General features: G+C 61.3%; 12 protein-coding genes. 6 read left to right on the top strand and 6 right to left on the bottom strand.

Translation table 11 applies throughout. The features are described from left to right. Positions 1-18: 18 nt before the first annotated feature. Positions 19-1,044, bottom strand: a complete 1,026-nt coding sequence (locus BLU24_RS08890) for an NAD(P)H-dependent glycerol-3-phosphate dehydrogenase (protein WP_093099329.1) — start codon at positions 1,042-1,044, stop codon at positions 19-21. 196 nt (positions 1,045-1,240) lie between these two features. Between BLU24_RS08890 and BLU24_RS08885 the strand changes: the two genes are divergently transcribed. The 6 genes from BLU24_RS08885 to BLU24_RS08860 all read left to right on the top strand — a co-directional run bounded on the left by BLU24_RS08885 (position 1,241) and on the right by BLU24_RS08860 (position 8,773). Beyond that, positions 1,241-3,364, top strand: coding sequence for a TonB-dependent receptor plug domain-containing protein (locus BLU24_RS08885; protein ID WP_093099326.1), 2,124 nt, complete (start codon positions 1,241-1,243; stop codon positions 3,362-3,364). Position 3,365: 1 nt separating this feature from the next. Then, the gene (locus BLU24_RS08880; RefSeq protein ID WP_093099323.1) at positions 3,366-4,298 is read left to right on the top strand and encodes an ABC transporter substrate-binding protein; all 933 of its coding nucleotides are present in this window, start codon (positions 3,366-3,368) and stop codon (positions 4,296-4,298) included. After that, positions 4,295-6,199 (top strand): ATP-binding protein, encoded by a 1,905-nt coding sequence (locus BLU24_RS08875; RefSeq protein ID WP_093099320.1) that lies wholly within the window; start codon positions 4,295-4,297, stop codon positions 6,197-6,199. Before BLU24_RS08880 ends, BLU24_RS08875 begins: the two co-directional genes overlap by 4 nt. 247 nt (positions 6,200-6,446) lie before the next feature. Continuing rightward, positions 6,447-6,962, top strand: a complete 516-nt coding sequence (gene fabA / locus BLU24_RS08870) for a 3-hydroxyacyl-[acyl-carrier-protein] dehydratase FabA (protein WP_003227150.1) — start codon at positions 6,447-6,449, stop codon at positions 6,960-6,962. Between the two features lie 11 nt (positions 6,963-6,973). Beyond that, positions 6,974-8,194, top strand: coding sequence for a beta-ketoacyl-ACP synthase I (gene fabB, locus BLU24_RS08865; RefSeq protein ID WP_090285297.1), 1,221 nt, complete (start codon positions 6,974-6,976; stop codon positions 8,192-8,194). Between the two features lie 390 nt (positions 8,195-8,584). Continuing rightward, entirely contained in the window at positions 8,585-8,773 is a 189-nt protein-coding gene (locus BLU24_RS08860) for a hypothetical protein (RefSeq protein ID WP_093099317.1), read from the top strand. A 68-nt stretch (positions 8,774-8,841) separates the two neighbouring features. Here BLU24_RS08860 and BLU24_RS08855 read toward each other — a convergent pair whose 3' ends face one another. From BLU24_RS08855 to cysM, 5 genes are all read right to left on the bottom strand, one after another. Continuing rightward, positions 8,842-9,384, bottom strand: coding sequence for a DUF2058 domain-containing protein (locus BLU24_RS08855; RefSeq protein WP_090285301.1), 543 nt, complete (start codon positions 9,382-9,384; stop codon positions 8,842-8,844). 25 nt (positions 9,385-9,409) lie between these two features. Then, positions 9,410-10,243, bottom strand: a complete 834-nt coding sequence (mazG, locus tag BLU24_RS08850; RefSeq protein WP_093099314.1) for a nucleoside triphosphate pyrophosphohydrolase — start codon at positions 10,241-10,243, stop codon at positions 9,410-9,412. Positions 10,244-10,373: 130 nt separating this feature from the next. Beyond that, positions 10,374-12,617, bottom strand: a complete 2,244-nt coding sequence (relA, locus tag BLU24_RS08845; protein ID WP_090285304.1) for a GTP diphosphokinase — start codon at positions 12,615-12,617, stop codon at positions 10,374-10,376. A 101-nt stretch (positions 12,618-12,718) separates the two neighbouring features. After that, on the bottom strand, positions 12,719-14,095 hold the full coding sequence (rlmD, locus tag BLU24_RS08840; protein ID WP_093099312.1) for a 23S rRNA (uracil(1939)-C(5))-methyltransferase RlmD: 1,377 nt from the start codon (positions 14,093-14,095) through the stop codon (positions 12,719-12,721). Next, entirely contained in the window at positions 14,095-14,997 is a 903-nt protein-coding gene (gene cysM / locus BLU24_RS08835; RefSeq protein WP_163004698.1) for a cysteine synthase CysM, read from the bottom strand. The genes rlmD and cysM overlap by 1 nt, the downstream gene beginning before the upstream one ends. Between the last annotated feature and the right edge of the window lie 30 nt (positions 14,998-15,027).

Genomic DNA, 15,027 nt, shown 5'->3' with positions numbered 1-15,027 from the left:
GTCCGTGTAACAGCTGAGTCAGTTGAACCCGCTGGTGGAAATAAAGTCGACGTCGGTTTTCGGCTCGGCGCGCATCAGTAGACCGATCACCTGCTCCAGCGTGCGGCCTTCGAACAGAATTGCATGGAGCCCGGCGACCAGCGGCATATAGACGCCGACTTCCTGCGACTTGGCCTTGAGCACTTTCAGGGTATTGACCCCTTCGGCGACTTCACCCAGACGCGACACCGCTTCATCGAGGCTCAAGCCCTGACCGAGAGCGAAACCGACCTGATAGTTGCGACTCTTCGGTGATGAACAGGTGACGATCAGATCACCGACGCCGGCAAGCCCGAGGAACGTCATCGGGTTGGCGCCCTGATTCACCGCAAAGCGGGTCATTTCCGCCAGCGCGCGGGTGATCAGCATGCTCTTGGTGTTTTCGCCCATTTCCAGCGCCACGGCCATGCCGGCAATGATCGCGTAAACGTTTTTCAACGCCCCGCCCAGTTCGACGCCGAACCGATCGGCGCTGGCGTAAACCCGGAAAGTACGGCCGTGCAGTGCAGCCTGCACCGCTTTGCACAATTCTTCGTCTTCGCTGGCGACCACCGTGGCGGTCAGCGCATGCTCGGCGATTTCCCGCGCCAGGTTGGGCCCGGACAACACGCCGATGCGCGCTTGCGGAGCGATTTCTTCGAGAATCTGGCTCATCAGCTTGAAGGTCTGCGCTTCGATGCCTTTGGTCAGGCTGACCAGCATCTTGCCGCTCAACCGCTCGGCGTGGGCGGCGAGTACCGTGCGCAACGCACTGGAGGGCAGCGCGACGAAGCACAAATCACAGGCGTCGAGGGTTTCCTGCAGGTCGGTGACCGCGGTCACTCCCGGGAGAATCTTGATGCCTTTGAGGTAACGCGGGTTTTCGCGATTGAACCGGATGGCTTCGGCCTGCTCGGGGTCACGCATCCACTGCCGGACTTGATGGCCGTTTTCGGCCAGCAGATTGGCCACGGCGGTACCAAAACTTCCGCCTCCCAGGACCGCAATCGGGCGCTGTTCAGTCATATGCAATCCGTTAATCCATACCAGTGGCGATGGCGGCATTATACGGGGCGACCCGGTCGCGGCCAGCCCCAGCAACAATTACCGACACTTGTAGGAAGAAGACCAATAAAACCTAGGAAAATGCCTGCAACGTAACTGGAAAAGTCGCTGCCCTCGGTTAACATGCGCGCCAATTCTTCGCTTTCAAGGCTGTGTCGTGTCCGCCGGTTCTCTTCCTTCGCGTTCATCCCTGTTGCTGGCGCTGCTGGTCTGCCCGGCCGCGCAGGCGGATGACCTGTTCGTTGACAGCGAAGCACTGCCGCAAGTGCTGACGGCCACGCGCCTGAAGCAAACGCCCGCAGAAGTGCCCGGCAGCATGACCGTACTCGACAACGAATTGATCAACGCCAGCGGCGCCCGCGACATCAGCGAACTGCTGCGCCTGGTGCCGGGCATGATGGTCGGCAACATCAGCGGCAATCAGGCCGCGGTCAACTATCACGGGACCAACGCCAGCGAAGCACGGCGCATGCAGGTGCTGATCGACGGTCGTTCGGTGTATCGCGCCGGGCTGGCGACGGTGGACTGGAGCGACATTCCGGTGGCCATTGAAGACATCGAGCGCGTCGAAGTCTTTCGCGGCCCGAATACCGTCAGCTATGGCGCCAATGCGCTGATGGCGGTGGTCAACATCATTACCCGCCACCCGGCAGACAGCCACGGCACCCGGCTGAAGTACACCCGCGGTCAGCGCGGCATCAATGACTTTTATGCCAGCCAGGGCAGCAGCTGGAATGGCGGCGACTTGCGCCTGTCGTTGTCCGGTCAGGAAGATGATGGCTTCGACAGCGATCGCAGCGGCGCCGATTATCGCGACAGCCGCCGCCTGAATCGCCTGAGCCTCGCCGTCAGTCACACCCTCAGCGATGATCAGAGCCTCGATTGGCAGATCAACGCCAAGGACGGCACCAACCAAAGGCCATATACCTACCAACCGGTGTTCTCTGGGATTACGGCCGCCGGGAACAATTCGGACGTAGTGGCCAAGGATTACGCCGGCTCGGTGCGCTGGAACCTCGACATCAACCCGCAGCACAGCCTGTATGTTCAAGGCTCGGCGCAACACTGGGACCGTCAGCAAACCTGGCGCGCCTGCGATGCCGAGGTATCGTTCAGCCCCGAGCTGACGCAATTGTGGCAACTCAACCCCAATTACACCGAGCGGCTGGCGCGCAACATCACCCGTTTCACCGGCCCCGGCGCGGCACCCGGTACACCACAGGAAATGGCCCTGGCCAATCAGGTGCTCGACCAATGGCGCAACGGCGCGAGCCGAACCCTGTGCGGTGACATCGACCAGAGCGCGCGCGAATCGCGCTATGACCTTGAACTGCAGGACACCCTCAGCCTGTCCGACAGCCTGCGCCTGGTCAGCGGCCTGAACTACCGTTACGACCGCGCCGACTCCGAAACCTATTTCAACGGCACGCTCGACGACACCACCTGGCGCGCGTTCGGCCAACTGGAATGGCGCGCGACCGAACACTGGCTGTTGCAGGGCGGCGCAATGTTCGAAGACACCCGACTGGTCGGCAATTCGCTGACCCCGCGCTTCGCCGTTAATTACCTGATCAACCCGCGCCACAGTCTGCGCGCGGTGTACTCGGAGGCGATCCGCTCGCCGGACATGTTCGAGAACAATGTCAACTGGAGCTATCAGGTCAGCAATCTGCGGCCCTCGGCCTATGGCCAATCCTCGGCACGCTACTTTGTCAAAACCCGTGGCCCGGGTGATCTCGATCAGGAGCACATGCGCTCGCGAGAGCTGGGCTATAACGGTTATTTCGCCGAAATCGGTCTGGCGCTCGACGTAAAGCTGTTTTACGACGAGATCACCGGAATGATCAGCGAACCGCTGCGCAACAACCAATACATCGCCAGCAATGCCAATAATTCACGGTTTCGCGGCACCGAGACCCAGCTCGACTGGCGCGTGAGCCGCGCCGACCGTTTGCGCATCACCTACGCCTTTGTCGATGCCGAGGCGAGCAATCCGCTGGATCAGCAATTCACCTCGCGCAACAGCGGCTCGGCCGGCTGGCTGCGCGATTGGGGCCACGGCTGGAACAGCGCCCTCTTCTATTACGGCGACAACGCGCTCAATGGCTACCGCTTCGAGCGGGTCGACACGCGTATCGCCAAACGCATCCCACTGGGCAAGGCGCAACTGCAGCTGGCCGGCGTGTTGCAGCAGCGCCTGGACCATGAACCGAACACCTTCGTCGACAATAACTACGACGAGCGCCGGGTCATGTATTTCAGCGCCGAGCTGGAGTTCTAGGATGCGCTACGGCCGGTCACGGAAGACGCCGACCCTGAGTCACTGGCTGGCCGGGGTGTTTCTGTTCGTCAGTGCGTGGCTGCACGGGGTCGCGGTGCAGGCCGCCGACATTCTGTTGACCGGCTCCGAAGACAGCCCCGGCGTGCAAGCCTTCGTCCAGGCGCTGAGCGAGTTGCGCCCGACCGACAGCGTCCGTTTCCAGCCATTGGCCAGTCTGCCGGCGCCGGGCAAATTACCGGCCAGCCTGCGCTTGGTTCTGCTGGATCTGCCGAGTCTGGACTGGCGGCTGCAAGAACCCCAGGGCCCGGCGACGCTGGTGTTGCGCATCAGCCGCTTGCAGGCGCGGCAACGCTTGGGCAGCAGCCAGCCGGCGCGCTTGAGCCTGCTGTGGAGTGATCCGCCGTTGAGCCGGCAATTGCAATTGATCCGGCAAATTCTGCCGCAGGCGCGACGCGTAGGTGTGCTGTTCGGCGAGCACAGCGAATTTCTCCTCAAGGAACTCAACCTCGCCGCCGAACCGTTGGGCCTGCACGTGTTCAGTCAACGCTGGGACAACATCCACGACAGCCGCCCGTTGCAAGCCGTGCTGAAAAACAGCGATGTGCTGCTCGGCCTCGACGATCCCGACCTGTACAGCCCGAAAACTGCGAAAAACCTGTTGCTCAGCAGCTACTCGCGGCAGACGGCACTGGTCGGCCCCAACATCGCCTTCGTCCGGGCCGGCAGCCTCGCCAGCACCTACAGCGATCAGCACGACTGGCTGAGCCTGCTCGACCAATTGCTCGACCAGCCACCGGCCAGTTGGCCGCGAGCGCTCTATCCCGCACGCTTCAAAGTCTCAAGTAATGCGCAGGTGGCTCGTTCTCTGGGTATCGAACCGCCCGATGATGTGTCTGTCGCCAGCCTGCTGGCCGAAGGAGAGCGCCGCCCATGAATTTCCGTCGCCGTTGGGACATCAACACCCGTACCCAGTTGATCAGTCTGGGCCCGGCGCTGTTGCTGACCTTGCTGTTGATCAGCTTCTTTACCTTTGTGCGGATTCAGGATCTGCGTCAGGAGCTGACTCACACCGGCCAGTTGATTGCCAATCAACTGGCGCCCGCCACGGAATACGGAGTGATTTCCGGCAATAACGAGGTGCTGGAAAGCCTGCTCAAAGCCACACTCGCTACGCCCAACGTGCGTTTTCTTGAGGTCCAGGACAGCGCCAACCGGATTCTGGTCTACGTCGAGCAACCCGCCGATGCGCACCGCCGACCGCATCAGGTCGAAGTGTTCCAGGCACCGGTGCGCCTGCAACGCATCGCTCTGCACAATGATTTTTTCCAGGATGGCAAAGTCAGCAATGGCGGGACCGGCGAGGATTATCTGGGGCGGGTGATCGTCGGTCTGTCCAACGATGCGTTCAGTCAGCGCCAACAGGAAATCCTCCTCAAGGCCGCCATTCTCGCGTTGTTCGCCCTGCTCTTCACGTTTGTGCTGGCGCGGCGCCTGGCCGGCAGTCTGTCGCAGCCGATCCGTGAAATCGGCGATGCGGTCAAGGCGATCCAGGACGGTGACTACAAAGCCCCGCTGCCGATAGTCGACGACACCGAACTCGGCGCCCTGTCGCAACACATCAACAACCTTGCCCAGGCGTTGGAACAGGCTAGCCGCGAGCAGCATCAGGCGATGGCGCAGCTGATCCAGACCCGTGAAGAGGCAGAAAAGGCCAACAACGCCAAATCCGACTTTCTGGCGATGATGAGCCATGAACTGCGCACCCCCATGAACGGTGTGCTGGGCATGCTGCAGTTACTTGAAACCACCGAGATGACCGAGGAGCAGGTCGAATACGCCGCCCTCGCCTCGGAGTCCACCGAACACCTGCTGAAGGTGATCAACGACATTCTCGACTTCTCGCGCATCGAGCGTTCGGAACTGGAGCTTGAGCACATTCCGTTCAACCTTGCCGAACTGATCGGCGCCTGCGCCCAGTCGTTCCAGCACAGCGCGGCGCAACGTGGCCTGGCCTTGAACCTGCGCATCCCCGATGACCTGCGCGGCCTTCAGGTGCAGGGTGATCCGACGCGGATCCGGCAGGTTCTGGTCAATCTGGTCGGCAACGCGCTGAAGTTCACCGAACAGGGCCGTGTCAGCATCGAGGCGCAGTGGCAATCGCTGGATCACGAACTGCTGTGGTTCACCTGCTCGGTGCGCGACACTGGCATCGGTATCTCTTCGGAAAGTCTGGAGTTGATGTTCAACGCTTTTCAGCAGGCCGACAGCTCGATTTCCCGGCGTTACGGTGGCACCGGTCTCGGCTTGCCGATCGCCCGTACGCTGGCCGAGCGCATGGGCGGCACGTTGCGCGCGCAAAGCGAGGAAGGTCGCGGCTCGGTATTCACTCTGGAAATCCCCCTGGCGCTGTACAAGCAGGCCTTGCCGCCGCTGGCCGCGCCGCGTGCACTCAACGCCAGGGAACACGGCGAAGGCCGCCACGTGCTGCTGGTCGAAGACAACCCGGTGAACCAGACGGTGATCGAAGCGATGCTGCGCAGCCTGGGCTTTGCGGTCAGCGTCGCCACCGATGGCGCGCAAGCGGTGCGCAGTGCCGAGAGCGCCGACTTCGAAGCGATTCTGATGGATTGCCGCTTGCCGATCATTGATGGCTACGAGGCTACGCGGCAGATCCGCCGCCTGCCCGGACGCAGCGAGGTGCCGATCATCGCCCTGACCGCCAACGCCTTGCAGGGCGACCGCGAAACCTGCCTCTCGGCGGGGATGAACGATTATCTGGCGAAGCCGTTCAAACGTAATGATCTGCAGCAGATTCTGCAGCGCTGGGTGTCGTAACGTGGGCCTTTCGACCATCTGCGACTGGCGTGAAAAGCGAAAGTGCGGCAGTCTTAGGCACCCGAACGAGCCCTAAAAGGGGCTTGAATAAAAATTTCAGTGCACAAGTGTACATTCATGTCCTTGGTGCTGTGACTTTCACCACAACGCAATAGTCTATGAGTAGGCTGCCGGTTCGAGGCATGAACGCTTCGAACGGTCGGGAAGATTTGCCCCACCTGCCGCATGGGATTATTGAGGAGCTCGCATGACCAAACAAAACGCCTTTACTCGGGAAGATCTGCTGCGCTGCAGTCGCGGTGAGCTGTTCGGCCCAGGTAACGCGCAACTGCCCGCCCCGAACATGCTGATGGTGGATCGCATCACCCTGATCAGCGAAGAAGGCGGCAAGTACGGCAAAGGTGAATTGGTCGCCGAGCTGGATATCAACCCTGACCTGTGGTTCTTCGCGTGCCACTTCGAAGGCGATCCGGTGATGCCGGGCTGCCTGGGTCTGGACGCCATGTGGCAACTGGTCGGCTTCTTCCTCGGCTGGCAAGGCCTGCCGGGCCGCGGCCGTGCGCTGGGTTCGGGCGAAGTGAAATTCTTCGGCCAGGTCCTGCCGACCGCCAAGAAAGTCACCTACAACATTCATATCAAACGCGTCCTCAAGGGCAAGCTGAACCTGGCCATCGCCGATGGTTCGGTGACTGTCGACGGTCGCGAAATCTACACCGCCGAAGGCCTTCGCGTCGGCGTGTTCACCTCCACTGACAACTTCTAAGGGTTATTCGCATGCGCCGCGTCGTTATCACTGGTCTGGGCATCGTTTCGTGCCTGGGCAATGACAAAGAGACCGTCTCCGCTAACCTGCGTGCAAGCCGCCCTGGCATCCGGTTCAACCCGGAATACGCCGAAATGGGTCTGCGTAGCCAGGTTTCCGGCTCCATCGACCTCAACCTTGAAGAACTGATCGATCGCAAGATCTATCGCTTCGTCGGTCACGCAGCGGCTTACGCCTACCTGGCCATGAAAGACGCCATTGCTGACTCCGGCCTGACCGAAGAGCAAGTGTCCAACCCGCGCACTGGCCTGATCGCCGGTTCCGGTGGCGCCTCCACGCTGAACCAGATGGAAGCACTGGACATCCTGCGCGAGAAAGGCGTGAAGCGCGTTGGTCCGTACCGCGTGACGCGGACCATGAGCAGCACCGTTTCCGCTTGCCTGGCCACCCCGTTCAAGATCAAGGGCCTGAACTACTCCATCGCTTCTGCCTGCGCCACCAGTGCTCACTGCATCGGTACCGCCATGGAACAGATCCAGATGGGCAAGCAGGACATCGTCTTCGCCGGCGGCGGTGAAGAAGAACACTGGAGCCAGTCGTTCCTGTTCGACGCCATGGGCGCGCTGTCCAGCAAGCGTAACGAAACGCCTGAACAGGCTTCCCGTGCCTACGACGCCGACCGTGACGGTTTCGTCATCGCGGGCGGTGGCGGCATGGTCGTGGTCGAAGAGCTGGAACACGCTCTGGCCCGCGGCGCAAAAATCTACGCGGAAATCGTTGGCTACGGTGCGACTTCCGACGGCTACGACATGGTTGCCCCAAGTGGCGAAGGCGCGATCCGTTGCATGCAGCAGGCGCTGTCCACCGTCGACACCCCGATCGACTACCTGAACACCCACGGCACCTCGACTCCGGTCGGTGACGTTGCGGAAATGAAAGGTGTGCGTGAAGTGTTCGGCGACAAGGCTCCGGCGATCAGTTCGACCAAGAGCCTGTCCGGTCACTCCCTGGGCGCCGCCGGCGTTCACGAAGCGATCTACTGCATGCTGATGATGGAAGGCAACTTCATTGCCGGCTCCGCCAACATCGACGAGCTGGACCCTGAAGTGGCCGATCTGCCGGTGCTGACCAAGACCCGCGAAAACGCCACCATCAACACCGTGATGAGCAACAGCTTCGGCTTCGGCGGCACCAACGCCACGCTGGTGCTGAAGCGCTGGGAAGGCAAGTAATTCCCCGCAGCTGAGCCGCACATGAAAACGCCCCGACTGGTTCGGGGCGTTTTTTTTAACCTGCAGAAAACCCAGCACACCTCTGATCCCTGTGGGAGCTGGCTTGCCAGCGATAGCGGAGTGTCAGGTAACGAAGATGTTTGTTGTGCCGACGTCATCGCTGGCAAGCCAGCTCCCACAGGGGTTCTGCGGTGCGCTGGAGATGAAACGTTTGTCATGAAACCAAACGCCCTGCGACCGAATGTCGCGGATTACGCGGGCTGCAGCACTCTTGCAAAATACGCAACAACACCTTGCGCGAATCGGCCGTTTACTTAGCTGACTAACAAATTCTATAACAGAGTCCTGCACAGGCCTTGCTGCAGACAACCTGAGATTTGGAGCTAGCAGATGACTGTAAAAGTAACTGAACGCGACGATTCACACATGTCCCACGAAGGCGTAGCCGCCGGTATCCGCATCTGGGATGTGCATCAACAAGACTTGCTGGTCGGCATGTTCCACAGCGAAGTCGATGCCCACAACTACAAGGCCGAACTCGAAGTCCAAGAGCAGCAACGCGACGCCCGCTCCTCCTGAAGCCACCACAGCATTGAAAACGACAAACCCCGCCATGAGCGGGGTTTGTCGTTGTAGCTTTCAGCGGATTACCACATCAGGTCATCCGGGATCTGGTACGCCGCGTACGGATCGTCCTCGGTGCTGACCTCTTCGGTCTTCACGTTGAGCTGGACGATGCGCTGTGGGTCGCGCTCCTGAATCTTCAGCGCCGCTTCACGCGGGATCACTTCGTAACCGCCGTTATGATGGACGATTGCCAGCGAACCATTGCTGAGCTTGTTGCGCATCAGCGTGTTGACCGAGATGCGCTTGACCTTCTTGTCGTCGACGAAGTTGTAGTAGTCCTCGGTGGTCAGCTTCGGCAGACGCGAGACTTCGATCAATTGCTTGACCTGCGCGGCACGCGCCTTGGCTTCGGCCTTCTCTTTCGCCTGACGGTTCAGCTCCTGGTCGCGCTTGACCTTCTCGGCCATGGCTTCCTGGGCGGCGCGCTGCTGCGAGTCATCCAGTTCGATCTGACCCTTGTGAGCCAGGCGCTGCTGCTTCTGCTTGTCCTTGCTGACCTGCTTGGCCTGCTTTTGGTTGACCAGGCCTGCTTTGAGCAACTGGTCGCGAAGGGAAATACTCATGGTGCTTACTCACTTGGGCAGTGGCTCAGCCGCAGCCGGGCACATTCTTTTCCTGACGTTTGGCTTCGCCCCAGAGGGCGTCCAACTCTTCGAGGGTGCAATCTTCCATGGGACGGTGGGTGTCGCGCAATGCCTGTTCGATAAAACGGAAACGTCTTTCAAACTTGCCGTTGGCGCCACGCAATGCGGTTTCCGGATCGACTTTCAAATGGCGGGCCAGATTGACCACGGAAAACAGCAGGTCGCCGATCTCGTCAGCCACCGCGACGGGGTCGTTTTCGGACATGGCTTCGAGCACTTCGTCGAGCTCTTCACGCACCTTGTCGAGCACCGGCAAGGCGTCCGGCCAGTCGAAACCGACCTGCGCGGCGCGCTTCTGCAATTTCGCCGAACGCGACAATGCCGGCAGCGCGGACGGCACATCGTCGAGCAGTGACAGTTGCTCGGGCGCTGCGGATTTCTCGGCGCGCTCCTCAGCCTTGATTTCCTCCCAGCGCTGCTTGACCTGCTCTTCGCTCAGACGCGGCACGTCGAACGGCGCGTACAGATCGCCGGTGGGGAATACGTGCGGATGCCGGCGGATCAGCTTGCGGGTGATGCTGTCGATCACCCCTGCGAATTCGAAGCGACCTTCTTCCTTGGCCAACTGGCTGTAATACACCACCTGAAACAGCAGATCGCCGAGCTCGCCCTGCAAGTGATCGAAATCGCCACGCTCAATGGCGTCGGCCACTTCGTAGGCTTCTTCAAGGGTGTGCGGAACGATGGTGGCGTAAGTTTGCTTGATGTCCCACGGGCAACCGAACTGCGGATCGCGCAAGCGGGACATCAGGTGGAGCAGGTCTTCAAGGCTGTACATCATTTCTCAGTCTCACCACAAAACCCTGTGGGAGCTGGCTTGCCAGCGATTGCATCACCTCGATTCTCCTGAGAGACCGAGTTGTCTGCATCGCTGGCAAGCCAGCTCCCACATGGGATCAGAGTCATCTTCACGGGGTACGGTTACGCCGCGTTTCGATGATGTTCGGCAATTGCGAAATCCGCCCCAGCAAGCGCCCCAGCGCGTCCAGGCCCGGAATCTCGATGGTCAGCGACATCAACGCGGTGTTGTCTTCCTTGTTCGAGCGGGTGTTGACCGCCAGCACGTTGATGCGCTCGTTGAGCAGCACCTGCGAGACGTCACGCAGCAGACCGGAACGGTCGTAGGCGCGGATGACGATGTCCACCGGATAGGTGAGCACCGGCACCGGTCCCCAGCTGACCTGGATGATCCGCTCTGGCTCGCGCCCCCCCAGTTGCAGCACCGAGGCGCAGTCCTGACGGTGAATGCTCACGCCGCGGCCCTGAGTGATGTAGCCGACGATCGCATCGCCCGGCAGTGGCTGGCAGCAGCCGGCCATCTGCGTCATCAGGTTGCCGACGCCCTGGATCTGAATGTCGCCACGCTTGCCCGGTTTGTAGCCGGTGGCCTTGCGCGGAATCAGTTCCAGCTGCTCGTTGCCGCGCTCCGGCTCGACCAGTTGCTGCGCGAGGTTGACCAGTTGCGCCAGTCGCAGGTCGCCGGCACCGAGGGCGGCGAACATGTCTTCGGCGGTTTTCATGTTGGCCTTGTCGGCCAGCTTGTCGAAGTCCACCGCCGGCAGGCCGAGACGGGTCAGTTCGCGCTCGATCAGGGTCTTGCCGGCCGCGACGTTCTGGTCGCGCGCCTGCAATTTGAACCAGTGCACGATTTTCGCCCGTGCCCGCGACGTGGTGACGTAACCGAGGTTCGAGTTCAGCCAGTCGCGGCTCGGCGTGCCGTGCTTGCTGGTGATGATCTCGACCTGCTCACCGGTCTGCAGGCTGTAGTTGAGCGGGACGATGCGCCCGTTGATCTTCGCGCCACGGCAGTTGTGGCCGATCTCGGTGTGTACGCGATAGGCGAAGTCCAGCGGCGTCGCGCCTTTGGGCAAGTCGATGGCGTGACCGTCGGGGGTAAAGATGTAGACCCGGTCCGGCTCGATATCGACACGCAGCTGTTCGGCCAGCCCGCCGATGTCGCCCAGCTCTTCATGCCACTCGAGGACCTGACGCAGCCAGGAGATTTTCTCTTCGTAGTGGTTGGAGCCGGATTTGACGTCGGTGCCCTTGTAGCGCCAGTGTGCACAAACGCCGAGCTCGGCCTCTTCGTGCATCGAGTGCGTACGGATCTGTACTTCGAGAACCTTGCCTTCCGGGCCGATCACCGCAGTGTGCAGCGAGCGGTAGCCGTTCTCTTTCGGGTTGGCGATGTAGTCGTCGAATTCTTTCGGAATGTGGCGCCACAAGGTGTGGACGATGCCCAGCGCGGTGTAGCAGTCGCGCATTTCCGGAACCAGCACGCGCACCGCACGCACGTCGTAGATCTGGCTGAACTCCAGCCCCTTGCGCTGCATTTTGCGCCAGATCGAATAGATGTGTTTGGCCCGCCCGCTGATGTCGGCCTCGACACCGGTGGCCTGCAATTCGTCCTTGAGCTGGGTCATCACGTCAGCGATGAAACGCTCGCGGTCCAGCCGCCGCTCGTGGAGCAACTTGGCGATCTGTTTGTATTGATCGGGCTCCAGGTAACGGAAGGACAAATCCTCCAGTTCCCACTTGATATGACCGATGCCGAGGCGGTGCGCGAGCGGCGCATAGATGTCGAAGACTTCACGGGCGACGCGGTTACGTTTTTCGTCGTCGGCGGTTTTCACCGCACGGATCGCGCAGGTGCGTTCGGCCAGTTTGATCAGCGCGACGCGCACGTCATCGACCATGGCCACGAGCATTTTGCGCAGGTTCTCTACCTGCCCCTGCGTGCCCATGACCATCGACTGGCGCGGGCTGAGGCTGGCGCTGATGGCGGCCATGCGCTGCACGCCGTCGATCAGCTTGGCCACCACCGGGCCGAAACGCTGGCCGACGGCGGCGAGTTCGATCTGGCCCTCGCGTACGCCGCGATACAGGACCGCCGCGACCAGCGAATCCTGATCGAGCTTGAGGTCGGCGAGGATCTCGGCGATTTCAAGCCCGGTGCTGAAACTGCCGGAGCCCTCGGCCCACAGATTCTTTTTCGCGTTGGATTGCTGCTCCGCCTCGCGAGCGAACTCACAGGCTTCTTTCAAGGCTTCGCGATCCAGTGCCAGATCGACACTGACCGCATGATCGAGCCAAGCCTCGAGATTGATACTGCCGTCGGTGTTGATCGGCTGGTGTGCTCTCACCTGTACCATGTCGCTTTACCTTCCCTACGACGCAGATTCAATGCGTCAAATCGCTGATCCTCATCGCCCGGTTGCGCTCGCGGGGCTCAGGCGAGCGCGGCACGGACAGATCAGACGGATTCAGACGAGCCATCCTGGCTCGCTTCAAATAACGCCATGGCCTCGACATGTGCCGTCTGAGGAAACATATCGAGAATCCCGGCACGTTTTAACCGGTAGCCCTGCTTGATCAATTCGACCGTGTCGCGTGCCAGAGTTGCAGGGTTGCACGACACATACACCAGCCGTTTGGCACCCAGGCTCGCCAGCTTGCGCACCACCTCGAAAGCACCGTCACGGGGTGGGTCCAAGAGTACCGCAGAAAAGCCGTTTCCGATCCACTGGGCATCGCTCAAAGGCTGGGATAAATCGGCTTGAAAAAATTTTGTGTTATGCAAATTGTTACTGGCGGCGTTGGCTTCGGCACGCTCGACCATGGTCTGCACGCCCTCGACTGCCACCACTTCACGCACGCTTTGGGCCAAGGGCAACGCAAAGTTGCCGAGACCGCAAAACAGGTCCAGCACGCGTTCCTCGGCCCTCGGCTGCAGCCAGTCCAGCGCCTGAGCGACCATCGCCTCGTTGACGCCGGCATTGACCTGAACGAAGTCGCCGGGGCGGTAGGCCAGATCAAGGTCCCATTGTTCCAGGCGATAGCCCAGCGCCTGGCTGGCGTCGACCGGTTGCGGTTCGCCGTCGCCATGCAGCCACAATTGCGCCTCATGGAACTGGCAGAAATCCTTGAGGATCGTCAGATCTGCTTCGGAGAGCGGCGCCATGTGCCGCAGCAACACGGCCAGTGACGAGCCGCTGAACAATTCGACATGCCCCAGCGCTTGCGGCTTGCTCAAGCGACGCAGCATCTCCGGCAAACGGGTCATTATCGGTTGCAAGGGCTGTACCAGCACCGGGCATTCGCTGATCGCCACGATGTCCTGACTGCCGGCGGCGCGGAAACCCACTTCAAGTTGCTTTGCCTTCATGTCCCAGCGCACCGCAATCCGCGCGCGACGGCGATAGCCGAATTCCGGACCGGTCAACGGCGCGGCCCATTCTTGGGGCTCAACGCCGGCAACGCGCGACAATTGCTCGGCGAGCATGCGCTGTTTCAGGGCGAGCTGTTCGTCGTGGGGCAGGTGCTGCACGCTGCAACCGCCGCAGCGACCGGCATGCGGGCACGGTGCCGGGCGGCGCAAGTCGCTGGGCTTGAACACACGCTCGGTGCGCGCCTCGACGACTTTGCCGTGGGCGCCAAGCACTCGCGCCTCGACTTCTTCGCCGGCGAGCGCGCCGAGGACGAACCAGGTTTTGCCTTCGAAAAATGCGATACCGCGACCGTCATTGGCCAGGCGCTCAATGTTCAAACGCTGCTTTTTGCCGGTCGGGATTTGTGCGGCCTTGCTACCGCCGGTGGGCTGGAAGCGCAGGCCTCTCTCGTGTTTGGCCATCAGTTGGGCGCGTCGAAAATGCCGGTCGACAGGTAACGGTCGCCACGGTCGCAGATGATCGCGACGATCACCGCGTTTTCAACTTCTTTGGACAAGCGCAGCATCGCTGCCACCGCACCGCCCGAAGACACGCCGCAGAAGATGCCTTCTTCGCGGGCCAGGCGACGGGTGACGTCCTCGGCTTCGCTTTGCGCCATGTCGACGATGCGGTCGACGCGGTCGGCCTGATAGATCTTCGGCAGGTATTCCTGCGGCCAGCGGCGGATGCCGGGAATGGCCGAGCCTTCCATCGGTTGCAGGCCGACGATCTGCACGCTGTCGCTCTGCTCTTTCAAGTAGCGCGAAACGCCCATGATGGTGCCGGTGGTGCCCATGGAGCTAACGAAATGGGTAATGCTGCCCTGGGTCTGGCGCCAGATTTCGGGACCGGTGGTGGTGTAGTGCGCTTCGGGGTTGTCGCCATTGGCGAACTGATCGAGCACCTTGCCACGGCCTTCGGCTTCCATGCGCTGCGCCAGATCGCGCGCGCCTTCCATGCCTTCTTCCTGACTGACCAGAATCAACTCGGCGCCATACGCGGTCATCGCCGCTTTACGCTCGGCGCTGGAATTGTCCGGCATGATCAGGATCATCTTGTAACCCTTGATCGCGGCCGCCATGGCCAAGGCGATCCCGGTGTTACCGGAAGTGGCCTCAATCAGCGTATCGCCGGCGTGGATCTGCCCGCGCAACTCGGCACGGGTAATCATCGACAGCGCCGGACGGTCCTTGACCGAACCCGCCGGGTTGTTCCCTTCGAGCTTGAGCAAAAGGGTGTTGCTGGTAGCGCCGGGCAGGCGCTGCAAACGCACCAGCGGCGTGTTGCCGACGCAATCGGCGATGGTTGGGTACTGCAGGGTCATGGCGTATTCGCAATCCAGACGTGCGGGGGC

Source organism: Pseudomonas sp. Z003-0.4C(8344-21), assembly GCF_900104975.1.
GTDB lineage: Bacteria > Pseudomonadota > Gammaproteobacteria > Pseudomonadales > Pseudomonadaceae > Aquipseudomonas > Aquipseudomonas granadensis.
Note: the sequence above shows the minus strand (reverse complement) of the source record. Positions and strands in the feature narration are given on the sequence as shown.

Coding starts and splice junctions, on each gene's coding strand:
- BLU24_RS08890 (WP_093099329.1), bottom strand. CDS start 1,044: ATGACTGAACAGCGCCCGATTGCGGTCCTGGGAGGCGGAAGTTTTGGT.
- BLU24_RS08880 (WP_093099323.1), top strand. CDS start 3,366: ATGCGCTACGGCCGGTCACGGAAGACGCCGACCCTGAGTCACTGGCTG.
- BLU24_RS08875 (WP_093099320.1), top strand. CDS start 4,295: ATGAATTTCCGTCGCCGTTGGGACATCAACACCCGTACCCAGTTGATC.
- fabA (WP_003227150.1), top strand. CDS start 6,447: ATGACCAAACAAAACGCCTTTACTCGGGAAGATCTGCTGCGCTGCAGT.
- fabB (WP_090285297.1), top strand. CDS start 6,974: ATGCGCCGCGTCGTTATCACTGGTCTGGGCATCGTTTCGTGCCTGGGC.
- BLU24_RS08860 (WP_093099317.1), top strand. CDS start 8,585: ATGACTGTAAAAGTAACTGAACGCGACGATTCACACATGTCCCACGAA.
- BLU24_RS08855 (WP_090285301.1), bottom strand. CDS start 9,384: ATGAGTATTTCCCTTCGCGACCAGTTGCTCAAAGCAGGCCTGGTCAAC.
- mazG (WP_093099314.1), bottom strand. CDS start 10,243: ATGTACAGCCTTGAAGACCTGCTCCACCTGATGTCCCGCTTGCGCGAT.
- relA (WP_090285304.1), bottom strand. CDS start 12,617: ATGGTACAGGTGAGAGCACACCAGCCGATCAACACCGACGGCAGTATC.
- rlmD (WP_093099312.1), bottom strand. CDS start 14,095: ATGGCCAAACACGAGAGAGGCCTGCGCTTCCAGCCCACCGGCGGTAGC.
- cysM (WP_163004698.1), bottom strand. CDS start 14,997: ATGACCCTGCAGTACCCAACCATCGCCGATTGCGTCGGCAACACGCCG.